Raw genomic sequence first — 18,846 nt, 5'->3', positions numbered from 1 at the left:
GCCTACGAGCACGCCATGCCCCGTTCCCATTCCGCCCCCTTGCTCTGGTCGCTGGCCGAGCGCTTCGGCACCCCGTTGTGGGTGGATGACGCGGCGCTGATCCGCCAGCGCATTGCCGAGCTGAAGGCCTTCGACACCGTGCGTTTCGCCCAGAAAGCCTGCTCCAACACCCATGTGCTGCGCCTGATGCGAGAGCAGGGGGTGAAGGTCGATGCGGTGTCGCGCGGCGAGATCCTGCGAGCGTTGAGGGCCGGTTTCGAGACCGGCGGCGACGAGATCGTCTTCACCGCCGACCTCTTGGACCGCGAGACGCTGGCCACGGTGGTCGAGCACCGCGTGCCGGTCAATGCCGGCTCGATCGATATGCTGGGTCAGCTGGGCGCCGCATCGCCCGGCCATCCGGTCTGGCTGCGCATCAACCCCGGTTTCGGCCACGGCCACAGCAACAAGACCAATACCGGTGGAGAGCACAGCAAGCACGGCATCTGGCATACCGAGCTGGGCGCGGCGCTGGCGGCCGTCAGAACCCATGGCCTTAGGCTGGTGGGCCTGCATATGCATATCGGCTCGGGTGTCGATTACAGCCATCTGAGCCAAGTCTGCGGCGCGATGGTCGAGCTGGTGCGCCAGGCCAGTGCGGCCGGCCATGATCTGCAGGCCATCTCGGCCGGCGGCGGCCTATCCATTCCCTACCGTGACGGCGAGGCGGTGATCGACACCGCCCACTACTTCGGCCTCTGGGATGCCGCGCGCCAGCAGGCCGAGGGCATTGTCGGCCATGTATTGGGGCTGGAGATCGAGCCGGGCCGCTTCCTGGTGGCCGAATCCGGCCTGCTGCTCAGCGAGGTGCGGGCCACCAAGAATGCCGGCCGCAATCACTTCGTGCTGGTCGACGCCGGCTTCAACGAGCTGATGCGCCCGGCCATGTATGGCAGCTATCACGCGATGAGCCTGCTGGCCAAGGACGGGCAGCCGCGCCCCGGTCGGCCCAGCGTGGTGGCCGGCCCGCTGTGCGAGTCGGGCGATGTGTTCACCCAGGAAGATGGCGGCGTGGTCGTGCCGCGCGAGCTGCCGCAAGCCCAGGTCGGCGACCTGCTGGTGATCCATGACACCGGCGCCTATGGCGCCTCGATGTCCAGCAACTACAACAGCCGGCCGCTGATCGCCGAGGTGATGGTGGACGGCGACGACCCGGCCTCGGCCCGGCTGATCCGGCGCCGCCAGACGGTCGAGGAACTGCTGGCGCTGGAGGATTGAGTGACCTAGCTGCAACTGCCCAGCAGCTTCCAGACGTTGCTGAAGATGTCGGGCTGGGCCGCACGCGACCACCAGATGGCCTCGTACTTCTTGCCCTTGTAACTGACCAGCTCGCCCAGCGCATAGCTGCGGTTGGCATCCCAGGCTGGCGCATTGCCGCAACCGCCGGTGCCGCCCACCTGGACGATCTGCGAGCTGCTGCTGCTCTGGTTGGCCGTGTCGGTGACGGTCAGTGTCACCGTGTAGCTGCCCGCGCTGGCATAGGCATGGCTGGGCGAGGCCTGGCTGGAGCTGCTGCCATCGCCGAAGTTCCAGGCCCAGCGGCTGATGCCGCGGTCATCGCTGGAGCCGTCGCTGAAGCTGGCATTCAGACCGATGACGCTGGCGCTGAAGCGGGCCACCGGCGGAAGGTCGTTGGGCTGACCGTCATCGGGCCGGACCCCGGTCTTCTGCGCGATCCAATCCAGATAGCTGGAGGTGCGGGTGAAGGCGGTCGCACCCCGGCAGGCATTGCCCCAGCTGACGGTGCCGAAGCTGTAGAAACTGCCGTTGGCGCTGGCGGCGAAGGGGCCGCCGCTGTCGCCATTGCAGGCCGAGACCCCGCCGGCCCCGCCGCCGCAGATCACCGAACCGGGCAGATTGAAGCCCAGCTCGCTGCTGCAGCTCTGATTGCTGAGCACCGGCAGATTGACCTCGCGCAGCACATCGCTGGGGCTGCCCTGGTTGCGGGTCAGGCCCCAGCCCGACACCGTCACATAGCGGCCGACGCCGGCCAGTTGGGCCTCGATGGCCGGGGTCGGTAGCTTGGCCGGCGTGATCGAGGCCGGCGCCGGGCTGGCTAGGCGCAGCACGGCGATGTCCCAGCCCGACCGTATGCCCTGGGCGCCGCGCCAGTTCTCATGGCTGATGATCTGGCTGACACGGATGTTCTGCCCATCGCGCCGGCTGATGCTGTGCGCACCCACCTGCACGGTCAGCGAGGCGGTGGACGCGCCGTCCAGGCAGTGCGCAGCGGTCAGCACCCAGTTGGGGCTGATCAGGGTGCCGCCGCAACCTTGGCGGCCGTTCATCAGCAAGGCAACCTGGTAGGGGCGGGAATAGGGGGTGGTCACGGTGCCGCCAACGATTTGCGGGCTGATGCCGCCGTGTTGCGCGGTGGCGCCGGGCTCGGCGGCCTGGGTTGCTGTGACCAGCGCCATCAGAGCCATCAAGGCTGATGCGCGCAGCAGCCTGCGGTGATGTGTCGATGCAGTTGTCATGCTTGTCTCCACTTCCTAGGGTTTTCCTGTGTAGAACATGGATGAACGGGGTCTGGCAGTGCTGTCTGGCCCCTTGATGCGCCACAGCATGGGATCGCCATGCATCCTGCGCGGGGCGATCCTCGAACAAACTGGTCTTAAATTGGCTATCGTTAACCCGAGGCTTGCTCGCCAGGGTGAGCGGATATGAGCTGTTTGGGCTGGGGGCTGTAAGAGTTTTCATCAGAGTAAACCCTTTAATTTCCGGCCTGAATGGCATGGGCAACAAAAGGCTAGAACTCTGCCAGCTGATGGTGTGCGAAAGTGGTCTGATACCAATTTTGCGCAATGCTGGACTTGGCCTGCTTCGAGCGTGCCGTCTCTTGAGTGGCTCTGATGTCAGGGCTGTTGCAGAAAAGGCATGCATGTTGCTATCGCACATTTTCAGTGCAATAGCCTTTATCAATAGGCTCAGGCAATGACTCCGATTTGATTAATCAAAACTAAGGGCCGATAGGGGCCGATATGATTCAGTCCATTCCCATCCACCCTTAGCGGAGTTTTCCCATGTCTTTGATCAACACCCAAGTTCAACCGTTCAAGGCCCAGGCTTTCCACAACGGCAAGTTTGTTGAAGTGACCGAAGCGTCGCTGAAGGGCAAGTGGTCGGTCCTGATCTTCATGCCGGCTGCCTTCACCTTCAACTGCCCGACCGAAGTGGAAGACGCGGCCGAGCACTACGCCGAGTTCCAGAAGGCCGAGACCGAGGTCTACATCGTCACGACCGACACCCACTTCTCGCACAAGGTCTGGCACGAAACCTCGCCGGCCGTCGGCAAGGCCAAGTTCCCGCTGGTTGGCGACCCGACCCACTCGCTGACCAATGCCTTCGGCGTGCATATCCCTGAAGAAGGCCTGGCGCTGCGCGGCACTTTCGTGATCAACCCGGACGGCGTGATCAAGACCGCCGAGATCCACTCCAACGAGATCGCCCGCGACGTCAAGGAAACCCTGCGCAAGCTCAAGGCTGCCCAGTACACCGCCAAGAACCCCGGCCAGGTCTGCCCGGCCAAGTGGAACGAAGGTGCCAAGACCATCGCTCCGTCGCTGGATCTGGTCGGCAAGATCTAAAGCGCTTGCGCTGATTTGATCGGCAAGAAAACCGCAGGCCCGGGAGGGCTTGCGGTACCCCCAAGGCTCAGACAGCCCCGCTGAAAGCGTCCCCGGTCTCCATGGGCGTTTTCAGAGTGGCATGTATCGCCACACCTGAAAACAGCAAAGGATGACCATCATGTTGGACGACAGTCTGAAGACCCAGCTCAAGAGCTATCTGGAGCGCGTCACCCAGCCCTTCGAGATCGAAGCCTCGCTGGACGATTCCGCCAGCGCGCAGGAACTGCTGGCCCTGCTGCAGGACATCGCCGCGATGTCCGACAAGATCACGCTGAAGATCGACGGCCAGGACGCCCGCAAGCCGTCCTTCAGCCTCAAGCGCACCGGCACCGATCAGAGCCTGCGCTTTGCCGCGATCCCGCTGGGCCACGAGTTCACCTCCCTGGTGCTGGCCCTGCTGTGGACCGGCGGCCATCCGCCCAAGGTCGAGCCCGAGGTGATAGCGCAGATCAAGGCCCTGGACGGCGACTACGCCTTCGAGGTCTATATGTCGCTGACCTGCCACAACTGCCCGGACGTGGTGCAGGCGCTGTCGCTGATGTCGGTGCTGAACCCCCGGGTCAAGACGGTGGTCATCGACGGCGGCCTGTTCCAGGACGAGGTCAATGGCCGCGAGATCATGGCCGTGCCCAGCGTCTGGCTGAACGGCGCACCTTTCGGCTCGGGCCGCATGACGGTCGAGGAGATCGTTGCCAAGCTCGACACCGGCGCGGCGGACAAGGACGCCGCCAAGCTGTCGGCCAAGGACGCCTTCGATGTGCTGGTGGTCGGCGGCGGCCCGGCCGGCGCGGCGGCGGCCGTCTATGCGGCGCGCAAAGGCATACGCACCGGCATCGCGGCCGAGCGTTTCGGCGGCCAGGTCAATGACACGCTGGCGATCGAGAATTACATCTCGGTGCTGGAGACCGATGGCCCGAAGTTCGCGATGAGCCTGGAGGCCCATGTGAAGGCCTATGGCGTCGACGTGATGAATCTGCAGCGCGGCGACAAGCTGATCCCGGCCAGCGTGCCCGGCGGCTTGATCGAGGTGCAACTGGCCAATGGCGGCTCGCTGAAAAGCAAGACCGTGATCCTGTCGACCGGCGCGCGCTGGAGAAACGTCAATGTGCCCGGCGAGCAGGAATACAAGAACAAGGGCGTGGCTTACTGCCCGCATTGCGACGGCCCGCTGTTCAAGGGCAAGCGCGTCGCGGTGATCGGCGGCGGCAATTCCGGTGTCGAGGCCGCGATCGACCTGGCCGGCATCGTCGCCCATGTCACGCTGCTTGAGTTTGGCGATCAGCTGCGTGCCGATGCGGTGCTGGTCAGGAAGCTGGAGAGCCTGGCCAATGTCACCATCATCAAGCAGGCCCAGACCAGCGAATTCACCGGCGCGGCCGGTAAGCTGGGCGGCCTGAACTACATCGATCGCGCCAGCGGCGAGGCCAAGCGCATCGAGCTCGAGGGCGTGTTCGTGCAGATCGGCCTGGTGCCCAATACCGAGTGGCTCAAGGGCGTGGTCGAGCTCAGCAAGCACGGCGAGATCATCGTCGACGCCAAGGGTCAGACCTCGGTGCCGGGTGTGTTCGCCGCCGGCGATGCGACCACCGTGCCCTTCAAGCAGATCATCATCGCCGCCGGCGATGGCGCCAAGGCGGCGCTGGGAGCTTTTGATCACCTGATGCGCAGCTGAGATCGGGGCGGCTTTACGCCGCGACATCTTTCCTCGCCGCAGGCCGGCCGATTTGTATCGGTCGGCCTGTTTGTCGTAGGATGCGGGACTGGCTTTTTTGCAGCGGTCGTACGCGGTTGGGATTCGAGCTCACGGTCTGGAGCCTGAAGCCGTCGTTGGCTCGCCTGTCAGCGCAGGGCAGTGAAGAGGCGTCGAAGGCAAAGCGACCGTCGGTTCCCACCGTCCGGCAGCGATCACGTGAATCAATCCAGGGGGCTCTGCGATTCCCCGGGGACAGGTCAGGTGCCGTCAAACAGCAGGTAGCATCTCGCGCCATAGAAGAGCGTCCTCAACTCGCTCAGGGAGCAATCTCGTGAAATTCAGCTTGATATCAGCTGTGCAGTTGCCGCAGCATGCGACATCGCAGGCCTTCCTGATTCCTGATCACTGGGACGACTGGTTCGATTTCGACACTCGCTTCAACTTGGTGGCATTCGATGAAGCCGGCAAGCGATATGCATGCGGAAGTGTGAAGGTCGGTCAAATCGGTCTTCTGGGAGGCCGCGAAGTCAAGACATCGCCGCCGACTCGTACGCCAGCCCTCGCGTTCGACAACAGCGGAAGTCTCTCTGAGGACTTTTTTTCGGTCGGACAAGGTGATGACTACTACGAGACGCTGAACACGATGCCTGCTAAGGCGCGGATTGAAGTTCTCGAGGGAATGCGCGACTGTGCCTACGATCTTGCGCGCTACGAAAGGCACCGGCGGGAATCCGTAATGACGTCATCGCTTATGCGTTATGTCACCGAGGAGAACCTTAGGTTTCGCTTTCACCGGCTCGCGCACGGAAATTTGATCCTCACACGCTTCCATTTCCAGTACGAAATTCCAGTGCAGGGAGACGATCCGGGGCCGATCATCGATTTCTCAGTGAGCCCGCATTCTGATCCACCAACAAATGTGCACGTACTCATCGGTAGGAACGGAGTGGGCAAGTCTCGATCCATTCAGGGACTCACTGCAGCCGCCCTCGATCTGGATCTAGCTGATGTAGTACGAGGGACCTTGAGGAAAATCGGGCCGAACGCAGGCGAGTGGGCGTTTTCTGGCCTTGTACATGTCGCATTTAGTGCGTTTGATAGCTTTGCATTTCCTCCTGTGGAACGTCAGGGCGGCGTCAAGGGCACGTTTGTAGGGTTGTCAGACATCAATTTCAAGCCTGGCGACAGCCAGGAGAAGCGACTGAAGGCAGTTCTCGGAGAAAAGTTCTCCGAGAGTTTGGAACACTGCAGAACAGGATTGCGCGCCGAAAGATGGCGTCGAGCGGTGGAGACCCTCTGTTCCGATCCAATGTTTCGAGATGCGGACATCTTGGGGCTTCTCGATAGCGGCGACGACTGGCGGGAACAAGCACTTTCCCTCTTCAAGCGGCTTAGTTCAGGGCATGCGATCGTGTTGCTGACAACGACCCGGCTTGTCGAACTTGTCGATGAGCGAACGTTGGTAGTGCTTGACGAACCTGAGGGTCATCTTCACCCGCCGTTGTTGTCGGCCTTCATTCGCGCCGTTAGCGACCTGCTGATTCGGCGCAACGGCGTGGCCATTATTGCCACTCATTCGCCTGTTGTGCTCCAAGAGGTGCCGGCATCGTGTGTCTCAATCTTGAGTAGAAATGGCAGATACAGCAGTATCGACAGGCCACCCGTGGAGACGTTCGGCGAAGCCGTCGGCCGCCTAACTCGAGACGTTTTTGGTTTGGAGGTGACCTACTCAGGATTCCACGCGCTCGTTAGCGCCCAGGTGAAGTCGGGCAAGACGTTCGAAGAGGTACTTGCGCATTTTGACGGTCAGCTTGGGACTGAGGCCATCCTTCTTGCCCGCGGCCTTGTAGCCGCGGAAGCGGCGAAGACGAAAGCGGCGCGAGGATGATCTCCCTTCCGAAGCCCAATCAGGGCGTCGTCCAGGCCGCACGCCTTTGCGTCTCAAACGTCGAGAATCAGGATCTTGCCAACCGCGTCATTGCGATTGAGGTTCATCTGGCTGGTAAGGAGACGGGCTATCACGCGTTGGCGCAGGCTTCTCAGCTGTTCTCGATTGCAGAGTCCATAGACGTTGCCAGTCTCGTCGCACGAGAGGAAATGAAGTGGCTATACAAAAACAAATTCTCCAAGCTGGGGCAGCCGTGTCGTGAAATCTATGACGAGTTGCGTCGCGGAGCAAAGATGTGTCCGCTTTGCAACTCGCGGGTGGTTGGCACTCTCGATCACTACCTGCCGCAAGCCAAGCATGCAGACTACGTCCTGACCCCGCTCAACCTAGTTCCAGCCTGCGAAGCTTGCAACAAGATCAAACTTTCCGGCGTGGCAGATTCGCTGGTAGCGCAGACGTTTCATCCGTACTACGACGTGCTGCCGACCGATCAGCCGTGGCTGTCCGCGGAGATCGTGGAGGGTGTCAAGTTGTCGGCTGCCTTTCATGCAACGCCGCCAACTCATTGGGACGCTGGACTCCAAGAGCGCGTCAAGAATCATTTCATCGCGTTTGGACTCAACGATGTCTACATCGCGAAAGCGTCCTCCGAACTTTCGCAGATTGCTGACTATTCTCGCGATGAATTCAAGATCTACGGGTACAAGGGACTGAAGGCTTATTTGGAGCGGCAGGCCGCGTCCCGCGCTAAAGGGGATCCGCATTCGTGGGCTGCGGCACTGTATCGAGCATTGGCCGCTTCGGAATGGTTCGTCGCTGGAGGCGCGGTGGAGTGGGCAGATCACCTCGATGCCCTGGCCGCGCGGCAAGGAAGGCGGCCACCGTCGGCATAGGATCGAATCTGCTAGAGCGACGTAGGCCGGGACATGTAAGGGGACCGAAGTTGCCAGTGGCCGGCGCATCTGCGAACGGCCGCAATCAGCCTGCAACAGCCACTCAAGTCAGCCACTGTCTGCCCCAGCCTCAGCCATCGCCGCCACCCGCCTGCTCCGCCACACCCCCTCCATGCTGTAAACCGCCAACCCCGCCCAGATACACCCAAACGCCACCAGCCTCGCCGGCTCCAGCGGCTCGCGGAACAGCCACACCCCCAGCGCGAACTGCATTGACGGCGAGATGTATTGCACCAGGCCCAGCGTCGTCAGGGGCAGGCGCCGGGCACCGGCGGCGAACAGCAGCAGCGGGATCGCTGTCAGCGGACCGGCCAGCAGCAGCCAGGCGATCAACGAGGGCGAGCCGACGGCAAAAGCGCTATGGCCTTGCGCGGTCCACAGTAGCAGTGCGCCGGCGGCCAGCGGGGCGACGAGCAGGGTTTCCAGGGTCAGTCCTTCCAGCGCGCCGAGCGGCGCGGTCTTGCGCACCAGGCCGTAGAAGCCAAAGCTCAGCGCGATGATCAGCGCCAGCCAGGGGGCCTGGCCGGTGTGCGTTGTCACCCACAGCACGCCAAAAGCGGCCAGCGCCACGGCTGCCCACTGCAGCGGCCGTGGCCGCTCGCGCAGGAACACAAAGCCAAGCGCCACATTGACCAGCGGATTCATGAAGTAGCCCAGGCTGGCCTCCAGCACGCGGCCATGCTGGATCGCCCACACATAGGTGAGCGAGTTGACCAGCAGCAGTGCAGCCGACAGCGCGAAGGTGCCCAGCACCCGCGGCTGGCGCAGCACCTGCGGCGCCCAGGCCCAGCGCCTGAGCCCGGTCAGCAGCAGGGCCACAAAGCACAGTGACCACAGCGTGCGGTGAGCCACCACCTCCAGCGCCGGCACCTCGACCAACTGCTTGAAGTAGAGCGGAAACAGCCCCCAGCACAGATAGGCGAGGGCGGCGTAGACGATGCCGGGATTCATCGGGTGAGATTCCTTGTGGGTGCGCGTGTCTGCTCGGTTCGAGCTGTCGCGCCAGGGCGGTACACGTTTCAGCCAGCCGCTTTTCGACAGCCGCATCATGCTATTTCCTCCCCATCTTCCCTCTGTTGCGACCCGTCCGGCAGGCGCACCATGCAGGCCATGGCCCATATCGTCTTCACCCCCCAGCTGCGCCGCTTTGTCGATGCGCCCGAGGTCCAGACCGATGCCACCAGCCTGCGCGAGGGGCTGGAGGCGGCGTTTGCGCTGAACCCGCGGCTGCGCGGCTATGTGCTGGACGAGCAGGGCCATCTGCGCGCCAATGTCACGATCTTCATCGATGGCCGGCGGCTGCGCGATCTGCAGGCCCTCAGTGATCCGCTGGGGCCGGCCAGCCAGGTCCATGTGTTTCAAGCCCTGTCCGGAGGTTAGTCGCCATGAGTCATGCCACCAGTGATCGTGCCTGGGTCGCTACCCGCAAAGGCCTGTTCGAGCTGCGCCACAGCGGCCGCCGTTGGGAGATCGCGCGGATCAGCTTTCTGGCCGAGCCGGTCAGCATGCTGCTGCCGCCAGCCCCCGGCGGTGGCCGCATGTTCGCGGCGCTGAATCTGGGCCATTTCGGCACCAAGCTGCAGGGCTCGGACGATGGTGGCAAGACCTGGACCGAGCTGGCCGTGCCGAGCTACCCGCCCCAGCCCGAGGGCGCCGAGGGTCCGGCATGGAAGCTGCAGCAGATCTGGTCGCTGGAGCGGGTCGGCGGCACCCTGTGGGCCGGCACCAATCCCGGCGGGCTGTTCCGCAGCGATGACGAGGGGGCGAGCTGGCAGCTGGTCGAGTCGCTGTGGAACCGGCCCGAGCGCCTGGAGTGGTTCGGTGGCGGCTACGACTCGCCGGGCATCCACTCGATCTGCCCCTATCCCGGCCGGCCCGAGGAGCTGCTGCTGGGCATCTCCTGCGGCGGCGCCTGGCGCACCACCGACGGCGCCGCGAACTGGGATCTGCGCGCCGCCGGCATGCGGGCCGACTTCATGCCGCCCGAACGCCTGGACGAGCAGAACATCCAGGACCCGCACCGCATCCAGCGCTGCGCGGGCGCACCCGAGGTGCTGTGGTGCCAGCATCACTGCGGCATCTGGCGCTCGGCCGATAACGGCGCCTCCTGGCAGGAGCTCAAGGCCCGGCCCTCCAGCTTCGGCTTCGCGGTCGCGGCCCATCCGCAGGATCCGGGCACGGCCTGGTTCGTGCCGGCCGTCAAAGACGAGCAGCGCGTGCCGGTCGATGCCGCGCTGTGCGTAACCCGCACCCGCGACGGCGGCAAGAGCTTCGAGGTCTTGCGCGAGGGCCTGCCGCAAACCCATTGCTACGAGCTGATCTACCGCCATGGTCTGGCGGTGGATGACAGCGGCAGCCGCCTGCTGATGGGCAGCACCACCGGCGGCCTGTGGTCCAGCGATAACGCCGGCGACAGCTGGACCGAGGTCTCGCGTGGACTGCCGACTATCTACGCGCTGCGCTTCGGCTGATCGACGAGCCAGTCGCCGCGCTCGCGCAGGGCCTGCCAATCCGGCCCTGGCGGCGCCTGCAGGCACAGCGTCTCACCGCTGATGGGGTGGCTGAAGCGCAGCTCCAGCCCGTGCAGCCAGAGCCGCTGCAGACCGATGAAGCTGGCCACCGCGCGGTTCAACGGGCCCTTGCCATGGGTGGCGTCGCCGATGATGGGATGGGCGATGTGCTTCAGGTGGCGGCGGATCTGGTGGCGCCGGCCGCTCTCGGGATGGGCCTCGACCAGCGCATAGCGGCTGCTCGGGAAACGGGCATCGACGGCCAGCGGCCATTCCACCCGGGCCAGCCGCTGCCAGCCGGTGCGCGCCGCCAGCAGCTCCTGGCCGGCCGAGGCGCGCTCGGGGTCGCGCGCCAGCGCGTGGTCGATCAGCCCTTGCTCGGCCGGCCAGCCCCGCACCAGGGCCAGATAGCGCTTCTTCATCGCCCCGCTCTCGAAGGCCTGGCCCAGCAGCGAGGCCATCTCGCCGGAGAGCGCGAACAGCAGCAGGCCCGAGGTGCCCTTGTCCAGCCGGTGCGCCGGCCAGACGGGCCGGCCCAACTGGTCGCGCAGCATCTGCAGCGCAAAGCGCTGCTCCTGCGCATCGAGCGCCGTGCGGTGCACCAGCAGGCCGGCCGGTTTGTCGATGGCGACGAGGTGCTCGTCGATGTGGAGGATCTGCAACATCAAGAGGCGTGATGGAGTTCGCGCTTGTCCCCGGCTTGCGGGGCACAAGGCATTGATTCGGGCGAGAAACGGTCGCTTACTAGGATTAACCCCAAAAGGGGGGCATGACAGCGAGGAGGGTCCTCGAAAGAATTCTGTCATTGCTTGTCTTCATCATTGATCTACCGCCAGCCTCCTGGAGTTCACCATGCCGCAAATCCTGCCCGTCGGACACCGCTCGCTGCTTGCCTCGGCCCGGGCCTGGCTGCTGCAAAAACTGGGTCGTGAGCCGGAGGCCTGGCCGCCGCGGCAGCGCGTGACCCGCTCCCTGCTCAGCTGAGCTCACCGTCCAGGTAGTACCAGGCGCCGTGCTCGCGCACGAAGCGGCTGGTTTCATGCAGGCGATGGGCGCGGCCGCCCAGCTTGCTGCGGGCGACGAATTCCACTGTCGCATGGTCGGCGTCCTGCCGCAGATGCTTTTTCACTTCCAGGCCCAGCCATTTGAGCCCCGGCTCATCGGGCGCCAGCGCCGCCGGCCGGCTGTCGGCGTGCCAGCTGGCCAGCAGATAGGCGCTCAGGCCGCGCACATAGGCGCTGTAGCGCGAGCGCATCAAGGCCTCGGCATCGCTCGCCTGCAGGCCCTGGCCGGCGGCAAATGCGGCGTGCCAGCGGCCGCAGCAGTCTTGATAGTTCGAGTTCTTGCCGCAGGGGCAGCGGTCATCAGCGGCCATGCTCGTCATTCCAGATCCAGCTCCCAGGTCTCTCCGACCTGATCATGCCCGAAGCTGTGATGGGTTTCGCTGTGCGTCAGCCGGTAGCCCTCGGCCTGGTAGATGCCGCGCGCGGCGCTGAGCCGCTGATTGGTCCACAGCGTGATGCGCCGGTAGCCGGCTTCGCGAGCAAAGGCCGTGCAGGCCTGCGCCAACTGCTTGCCCAGACCCAGGCCGCGCGCCTCGGGCTCGACCAGCAGCAGGCGCAGCTGGGCCACGCCGGGCCGCTCGGCGCCCTGCTCGTCGCGGGCCTGGACCAGGAAGACGCAGCCCAGGCGCTGGCCCTCGCCGCCCTCGCGTTCGGCAATCCACCCCCGCTCGCGCTGCGGCTGCCATTGCTCGACAAATTGCGCGGCGATGCGAGCCACCATGGCCTCGAAGCTCAGATCCCAGCCGAATTCCTGCGCATAGAGGGCGCCGTGGCGTGATACCACCCAGCCCAGATCGCCGGGCACCAGCGCACGCAGCCGGGGGCTTGCGGTGGGACCGCCCTCCAGCAAGTGCTGCACCTCGCCCATGGCCCGCAGCAGCCGCGCCTGCTGGGCGCTGTTGAGTTTGCCCAGCATCTCGGCCGTCTGCGCCTGCGAGCCCTGGTCCAAGGGCGCGAAAGCGCGCCGGCCGGCCGCCGTCAGGCTCAGCAGGCTCTGACGCGCATCGGCCGGGTTGGCGCGGGCCTTGACCAGACCACGCTCGCGCAGACCGCGCAGCAGCCGGCTCAGATAACCGCCGTCCAGGCGCAGCTCGCGACTCAGCTCGACGGCGCTGAGCTGGGGCTGATGCGCCAGCTCCCACAGCACGCGGGCCTCGGTCAGCGAGAACTCGCTATGGGCCAGGCCCTCGTCCAGCACGCCGATGCGGCGGGTGTAGAAACGGTTGAAGGCGCGCACGGCGCCGGCGGGCTCGGTCAAGCTTGTGTCCATGGCGGCTATGATTGACCAGATACTTGCTTTTGGCAAGTATCTGGTCGGACAACTAGAATGCCACGATGAGTCAGCACCCCCAAGACGAGTTGTTCGCGCCGCCGCCCGAGGCGGCCGGCGGACTGTTGAAGAACCTCAACCCCGAGCAGTACGCGGCCGTCACCGCGCCGGCCGAGCCGGCCCTGATACTGGCCGGCGCCGGTTCGGGCAAGACCCGGGTGCTGACCACCCGCATCGCCTGGCTGATGCAGACGGGGCAGGTCTCGCCGGGCGGCGTGATGGCGGTGACCTTCACCAACAAGGCCTCGAAGGAAATGCAGACGCGCTTGTCGGCGATGCTGCCGGTCAATGTGCGCGGCATGTGGATAGGCACCTTCCACGGCCTGTGCAACCGTTTCCTGCGCGCGCACTGGAAGCTGGCCGGCCTGCCGCAGGGCTTCCAGATCCTCGATTCCAGCGACACGGTCTCGGCGATCAAGCGGGTCATCAAGGCGATGAAGCTGGACGAGGAGCGCTACGTGCCCAAGCAGGTCAGCTGGTTCATCGCCGGCGCCAAGGAGGACGGGCTGCGGCCGAAGGACATCGAAGCCTACGACGAGCAGATGAAGACCCAGGTCCTGATCTACCAGGCCTTCGAGGACCAGTGCGCGCGCGAGGGCGTGGTCGACTTCGCCGAGCTGATGCTGCGCTCCTATGAGCTGATGCGCGACAACCAGGCGGTGCGCGAGCACTACCAGCGCCGTTTCCAGCACATCCTGGTCGACGAGTTCCAGGACACCAACAAGCTGCAGTACGCCTGGCTGAAGATGTTTGCGCCGCCGGGGCGGGGACAGAGCGTGCTGGCGGTCGGCGATGACGACCAGAGCATCTATGCCTTCCGTGGCGCGCGGGTCGGCAATATGGCCGACTTCGAGCGTGAGTACCGCGTCAAGCGCGTGATCAAGCTGGAGCAGAACTACCGCAGCTTCGGCAACATCCTGGACTCGGCCAACGAGCTGATCAGCCGCAACACCAAGCGCCTGGGCAAGGATTTGCGTACGGACGCAGGCCCCGGCGAGCCGGTGCGCGTCTACGAGGCGGCCAGCGATTTCGCCGAGGCCCAGTGGCTGATCGAGGAGGCCCAGGCCATGCATCGCGGTGGCATTGAGCGCAAGGAAATCGCCGTGCTCTACCGCAGCAATGCGCAGTCGCGGGTGATCGAGTCGGCGCTGTTCAATGCCGGCATCCCGTACCGCGTCTACGGTGGCCTGCGCTTTTTCGAGCGGGCCGAGGTCAAGCATGCGCTGTCCTACCTGCGCCTCTTGGAGAACCCGAACGACGACACCAGCTTTCTGCGCGTCGTCAACTTCCCGACGCGCGGCATCGGTGCGCGGGCGATCGAGCTCCTGCAGGATGCGGCGCGGGCCTCGGGCCGCAGCCTCTACCAGAGCGTCAGCGCGGTGGCCGGCAAGGCCGGCAGCAATCTGCAGGGCTTCACGGCGCTGATCGACTCGACCCGCTTTTCTACGCAAGGCCTGACCCTGCGCGAGATCATCGAGCAGATCCTTGAGGTCTCGGGCCTGAACGAGTTCTATCGCAACGACAAGGACGGCGCCGAGCGGCTGGAGAATCTGGGCGAACTGATCAACGCGGCCGAGGCTTTCGTGACGCAGGAGGGCTTTGGCAAGGATGCGGTGGCGCTGCCGGTCGACGAACTGGCGCCCGGAGCGATCGCGCAAGGCCTGCCCGCAGCGGTGGCCCCGGCCAATTTCACGCCCGATGCCGAGACCGGCGAAATCATGTCGCCGCTGGCGGCCTTCCTGACCCATGCCTCGCTGGAGGCCGGCGACAACCAGGCCCAGGCCGGCCAGGACGCGGTGCAGCTGATGACCGTGCACTCGGCCAAGGGCCTGGAGTTCGATGCGGTCTTCATCACCGGGCTGGAAGAGGGCCTGTTCCCGCACGAGAACTCGCTGTCCGACAGCGACGGCCTGGAGGAGGAGCGGCGCCTGATGTATGTGGCGATCACGCGGGCGCGCCAGCGCCTGTACCTGTGCTTCAGCCAGACCCGCATGCTGCACGGCCAGACCCGCTACAACGTCAAGAGCCGCTTCTTCGACGAGCTGCCCGAGGCCGCGCTGAAATGGCTGACGCCACGCAACCAGGGCTTCGGCTCGGGCTTTGCGAAGGAATACCAGGACGCCTGGTCGCGCGGCTCGGGGCTCAAGTCCATGGTCGGCGCCGGTCGTGTCAACCACGAGAAGGCCGCCTGGGCCCAGCCACCGGTACCCCCTTCGATGCAGAAGAAGGAAGACAAGGAACACGGCGGCCTGAAGGTCGGCAAGGGCGTGTTCCACACCAAGTTCGGCGAGGGCGTGCTGGTGACCCTGGAGGGCAGCGGCCAGGATGCGCGCGCCCAGGTCAATTTCGGGCGGCATGGCATGAAGTGGTTGGCGCTGAGCGTGGCCAAGCTGACGCCTATCGATTGAGGGCTGGGCGCTGGGCGCACGCGCGCTGCTTGGTCTGAGCCCCGCCTTTGCCGGCCAAGTCCGGATCGGGGCCTGCGCCGCGTCGTGCTGTCACAGTCGAGTCTTTGATATGTCACGGAATTTTCACCGGCCATGATCAGACTGCGCGGCTTCAAGCAAGCACCAGAGGCAGTCCCCCATGTCCCAAGACACCCGCTACGTCGACCCCGACGAGATCGACCACAACAACAGCGCCAACGAGAGCTTCCAGAGCGTGCTGCAGGCACGCCTGGCGCGCCGCTCCATCCTGCGCGGCGCCATCGGCAGCGCGGCAACGGCGGTGTTCGGCGGCATCACGCTGTCGGCCTGTGGCGGTGGCGACGATGATGAACCAGCACCGCTGAAGCCGCTGGAGAAGCTGGGCTTTACCGCCGCGGCCAAGAGCCTGGCCGACCAGGTGGTCGTGCCCGCCGGCTACACCGCCAGCGTGATCTATGCGCTGGGCGATCCGCTGACCGCCACCGCCACCGCCTACAAGAACGACGGCAGCGATGCCGACTTCGAGAACCGCGCCGGCGACCACCACGACGGCATGGAGTACTACGGCCTGTCCGCCGACGGCAAGCCCGATGCCAAGGCCTCGGCCCGCGGCCTGCTGGTGATGAACCATGAAGCGACCAGCCACAACAACAATGAGCGCGCCTCGGCCTTTGTTCACATCAACGGCGGCACCAACACGCTGCCGCGCCCGGCCGCCGAGGTGGACCGCGAAGTGCCGCTGCACGGCGTCTCGGTCGTCGAGGTCAGGAAGAACGGCGCCGCCTTCGCCTATGTGAAGGACTCGGCCTTCAACCGCCGCATCACGCCGCTGACCCCGGTCACGCTGTCCGGCCTGGGCGCCGGTTCGGGCCTGATGAAGACCAAGTACTCGGCCGACGGCAAGACCGCACGCGGCACCTTGAACAACTGCGGCACCGGCTCCACCCCCTGGGGCACGACGCTGACCGGCGAAGAGAACTGGTCTCTTTACTTCACCCGTGGCGCAGCGGACGATGCGGCGCGCGGCAATGACAAGAGCGTTGCCTCGCTGAAGCGCTATGGCCGCAACCAGGGCGCCGCGAGCCGCCATGGCTGGGAGACCGGCGGCGCCGACGACAAATACGCGCGCTGGGATATCTCGAAAAAGGGTGCCTCCGCCGACGGCACGGACGACTACCGCAACGAGCTGAACACCTTCGGCTACCTGGTCGAGATCGATCCCTACAGCAAGACCAGCGCCATCAAGAAGCGCACCAGCCTGGGCCGCTTCGCGCACGAGAGCGCGGCCTTCAGCAAGCTGGTCGAGGGCAAGCCCCTGGCCGTCTATATGGGTGACGACTCGCGCGGCGAGTACATCTACACATGGGTGTCGGCCGCCAACTGGGCCGCCGCAGATGCCAACCCGACCGACCGCATCGCCACCGGCGACAAGTACCTGGACGCCGGCAAGCTCTACGTCGCCAAGTTCAACGCCGACGGTACGGGCACGTGGATCGAACTGGCGATCGGCAACGCCGTGATCAAGGCCGCGACCAACTACGCCTTCGCCGACCAGGCCGATGTGGTGGTCAATGCCCGCCTGGCCGCCGACGCGGTGGGCGCGACCAAGATGGACCGCCCCGAGTGGTGCGCCAGCCACCCGGTCACCGGCGAGGTCTACTTCACGCTGACCAATAACAGCCATCGCAAGGTGCAACCCAAGGATGACAAGGAATTTGGCGTTGATTCAGCCAATCCGCGCGTCTACAGCGACAGTTACAACGGTGGTGCCCAAGGCTCTCCAGGCAACATCAACGGTCACATCATCCGTGTGGCCGAAGTCGCCGGCGACGCCGCAGCCACCAGCTTCAAGTGGGACGTCTATCTGTTCGGTGCCGAGGCTGGCGCCGACAAGGGCCTGGTCAATCTGTCCTCGCTGACCGAAGACCAGGACATGTCCAGCCCCGACGGCCTGTGGTTCAGCCGCGCCACCGGCCTGTGCTGGATCCAGACCGACGATGGCGCCTTTACCGACAAGAGCAACTGCATGATGCTGGCCGGCATCCCCGGCAGCGTCGGCGACGGTGCCAAGAAGACCCTGGACTACACCAGCAAGAAAGTTGACACCTATATCGGCAAGGCGCCGACGGCCGATACGCTGAAGCGCTTCCTGGTCGGCCCACGCGATTGCGAGATCACCGGCTGCGCCGAGACGCCCGATGGCAAGGCCTTGTTCGTCAACATCCAGCACCCGGGCGAGACCATCACATCGGCCACGGTGAGCGATCCAGCCAAGTACCTGAGCCACTGGCCCGGCAATGCCGGCTACGGCGCCGGCGGTCCGAATGCCCGCCCGCGCTCCGCCACCATCGTGATCACCAAGCCCGACGGCGGGGTGATCGGCAGCTGAGCGGCCAACATCGATTGCAATGAAGAAAGCCCTCGGGTCGGGACCCGAGGGCTTTCTTATTTCTGTCGCTCGCTTGATTAATAATGAGAATTATTGTTAATTGCATCAGGTTCGCCGCCGCCATACCTTGACGCCCGTCTGCCAGGGCCTCCGTCAATCCATGGTCGAGCCGTGTTCGAGCGCTACTACCAAGAACTGCTGAATTTCTGCACCCGTGCCTTGCGCGACCGTGAGGCCGCCGCCGATCTGGTGCAGGAAAGTTATGCCCGGGTGCTGGCCCTCCAGCAGTCCGGCCAGCCGGTGCCCGAGCCGCGTGCCTTGCTCTACCGCACGGCGCGCAATCTGCAGATCGACCAGCACCGGCGCGGCGCGGTGCGCGCCGAGTTGAGCAGCACATGGCAGGCCGTGGACGAGGCCGACGAGCCGACGAGGGAGTTCGCCGCGCCGACGGCTTGCGAGCCCGAGACCGTGCTGGCCTCGGGCCAGGCGGTCGAGGCCTTGCTGGCCACCATCGAAAACCTGCCGCTGCGCTGCCGCGAGGCCTTTGTGCTACACAAGTTCGACGGCCTGCCTCATGCCGAGGTGGCGCAGCGCATGGGCATCTCGCGCAAGATGGTGGAGCAGCATATTGCGCTGGCCCTGCAGGCCTGCCGGCGCTGCCGCGAGGGTCAGGACTTGCGGGCCAAGGCGCCGCTGCCGAAGAAAAAAAGCACGCCATGAGAACCGAGCTGCCAGCTTCCTTGCCAGCCGATCCGCCGCTGGCCGAGATCGAGCGCCTTGCCCTGCACTGGTTCGTGCGCAGCGCCGGCGGCACGCCGCTGGACGCGGCCGAGCGGGCGGCCTTGCAGGCCTGGCTGGCGGCCGATGCCGCCCATGCGGCGGCGCTGGCGCGCTGGCAGGGCGACTGGCGCTCGCTTGACGCCTT

The 18,846-nt window shown here is 65.2% G+C and carries 17 protein-coding genes; 12 read left to right on the top strand and 5 right to left on the bottom strand.

Annotated features, from left to right (window positions below; all coding sequences use genetic code 11):
* Positions 1-15 precede the first annotated feature (15 nt).
* A complete protein-coding gene (gene lysA, locus PO768_RS12010) occupies positions 16-1,257 on the top strand; it encodes a diaminopimelate decarboxylase (RefSeq protein ID WP_272646255.1) in 1,242 nt (413 codons plus the stop codon).
* Between the two features lie 5 nt (positions 1,258-1,262).
* Here the strand turns inward: lysA and PO768_RS12005 are convergent, their stop codons facing one another.
* Complete coding sequence (locus tag PO768_RS12005) at positions 1,263-2,456, bottom strand: trypsin-like serine protease (RefSeq protein ID WP_272646254.1); 1,194 nt, start codon at positions 2,454-2,456, stop codon at positions 1,263-1,265.
* A gap of 606 nt (positions 2,457-3,062) precedes the next feature.
* On the opposite strand from PO768_RS12005, the gene ahpC reads away from it, so the two are divergent.
* The 4 genes from ahpC to PO768_RS11985 all read left to right on the top strand — a co-directional run bounded on the left by ahpC (position 3,063) and on the right by PO768_RS11985 (position 8,142).
* Positions 3,063-3,626, top strand: a complete 564-nt coding sequence (ahpC, locus tag PO768_RS12000) for an alkyl hydroperoxide reductase subunit C (protein WP_272646253.1) — start codon at positions 3,063-3,065, stop codon at positions 3,624-3,626.
* A gap of 160 nt (positions 3,627-3,786) precedes the next feature.
* Positions 3,787-5,340: an alkyl hydroperoxide reductase subunit F gene (ahpF, locus tag PO768_RS11995; protein WP_272646252.1), complete on the top strand. Its 1,554-nt coding sequence runs from the start codon at positions 3,787-3,789 to the stop codon at positions 5,338-5,340.
* Positions 5,341-5,692: 352 nt separating this feature from the next.
* Positions 5,693-7,249, top strand: coding sequence for an AAA family ATPase (locus PO768_RS11990; protein ID WP_272646251.1), 1,557 nt, complete (start codon positions 5,693-5,695; stop codon positions 7,247-7,249).
* On the top strand, positions 7,246-8,142 hold the full coding sequence (locus PO768_RS11985) for an HNH endonuclease (protein WP_272646250.1): 897 nt from the start codon (positions 7,246-7,248) through the stop codon (positions 8,140-8,142). Before PO768_RS11990 ends, PO768_RS11985 begins: the two co-directional genes overlap by 4 nt.
* Positions 8,143-8,250: 108 nt before the next feature.
* Here the strand turns inward: PO768_RS11985 and rarD are convergent, their stop codons facing one another.
* A complete protein-coding gene (gene rarD / locus PO768_RS11980; RefSeq protein WP_272646273.1) occupies positions 8,251-9,153 on the bottom strand; it encodes an EamA family transporter RarD in 903 nt (300 codons plus the stop codon).
* Between the two features lie 159 nt (positions 9,154-9,312).
* On the opposite strand from rarD, the gene PO768_RS11975 reads away from it, so the two are divergent.
* Together PO768_RS11975 and PO768_RS11970 are read left to right on the top strand one after the other, a co-directional pair.
* Positions 9,313-9,582, top strand: coding sequence for a MoaD/ThiS family protein (locus tag PO768_RS11975; RefSeq protein WP_272646249.1), 270 nt, complete (start codon positions 9,313-9,315; stop codon positions 9,580-9,582).
* Positions 9,583-9,587: 5 nt separating this feature from the next.
* Positions 9,588-10,673, top strand: a complete 1,086-nt coding sequence (locus tag PO768_RS11970; RefSeq protein ID WP_272646248.1) for a WD40/YVTN/BNR-like repeat-containing protein — start codon at positions 9,588-9,590, stop codon at positions 10,671-10,673.
* Here the strand turns inward: PO768_RS11970 and PO768_RS11965 are convergent.
* Positions 10,652-11,377, bottom strand: coding sequence for a pseudouridine synthase (locus PO768_RS11965; protein ID WP_272646247.1), 726 nt, complete (start codon positions 11,375-11,377; stop codon positions 10,652-10,654). The genes PO768_RS11970 and PO768_RS11965 overlap by 22 nt on opposite strands.
* A gap of 187 nt (positions 11,378-11,564) precedes the next feature.
* Between PO768_RS11965 and PO768_RS11960 the strand changes: the two genes are divergently transcribed.
* Complete coding sequence (locus tag PO768_RS11960) at positions 11,565-11,696, top strand: hypothetical protein (protein ID WP_262969680.1); 132 nt, start codon at positions 11,565-11,567, stop codon at positions 11,694-11,696.
* On the opposite strand, the gene PO768_RS11955 is transcribed toward PO768_RS11960, so the two are convergent.
* Both PO768_RS11955 and PO768_RS11950 read right to left on the bottom strand, forming a co-directional pair.
* Positions 11,689-12,087, bottom strand: coding sequence for a YchJ family protein (locus PO768_RS11955; RefSeq protein ID WP_272646246.1), 399 nt, complete (start codon positions 12,085-12,087; stop codon positions 11,689-11,691). The two genes, PO768_RS11960 and PO768_RS11955, sit on opposite strands and share 8 nt — an antisense overlap.
* 5 nt (positions 12,088-12,092) lie before the next feature.
* Positions 12,093-13,046, bottom strand: a complete 954-nt coding sequence (locus PO768_RS11950; RefSeq protein ID WP_272646245.1) for a bifunctional helix-turn-helix transcriptional regulator/GNAT family N-acetyltransferase — start codon at positions 13,044-13,046, stop codon at positions 12,093-12,095.
* A gap of 65 nt (positions 13,047-13,111) precedes the next feature.
* Here PO768_RS11950 and PO768_RS11945 point away from each other — a divergent pair, with 65 nt between their 5' ends.
* The 4 genes from PO768_RS11945 to PO768_RS11930 form a co-directional block, all read left to right on the top strand.
* Positions 13,112-15,514 carry a UvrD-helicase domain-containing protein gene (locus tag PO768_RS11945; protein ID WP_272646244.1) on the top strand — a complete coding sequence of 801 codons (2,403 nt, stop codon included), beginning with the start codon at positions 13,112-13,114 and terminating at the stop codon, positions 15,512-15,514.
* A gap of 178 nt (positions 15,515-15,692) precedes the next feature.
* A complete protein-coding gene (locus PO768_RS11940) occupies positions 15,693-17,921 on the top strand; it encodes a PhoX family protein (protein ID WP_272646243.1) in 2,229 nt (742 codons plus the stop codon).
* Between the two features lie 171 nt (positions 17,922-18,092).
* Entirely contained in the window at positions 18,093-18,641 is a 549-nt protein-coding gene (locus PO768_RS11935; RefSeq protein WP_272646242.1) for a sigma-70 family RNA polymerase sigma factor, read from the top strand.
* Positions 18,638-18,846 (top strand): DUF4880 domain-containing protein (locus tag PO768_RS11930; RefSeq protein WP_272646241.1); only part of this gene is annotated, 209 nt, incomplete at its 3' end. The genes PO768_RS11935 and PO768_RS11930, both read left to right, overlap by 4 nt.

It is taken from the genome of Paucibacter sp. XJ19-41 (assembly GCF_028462495.1).
In the GTDB taxonomy this organism is placed as follows: Bacteria; Pseudomonadota; Gammaproteobacteria; order Burkholderiales; family Burkholderiaceae_C; genus Roseateles_E.
This window is presented reverse-complemented; position numbering and strand designations above follow the sequence as displayed.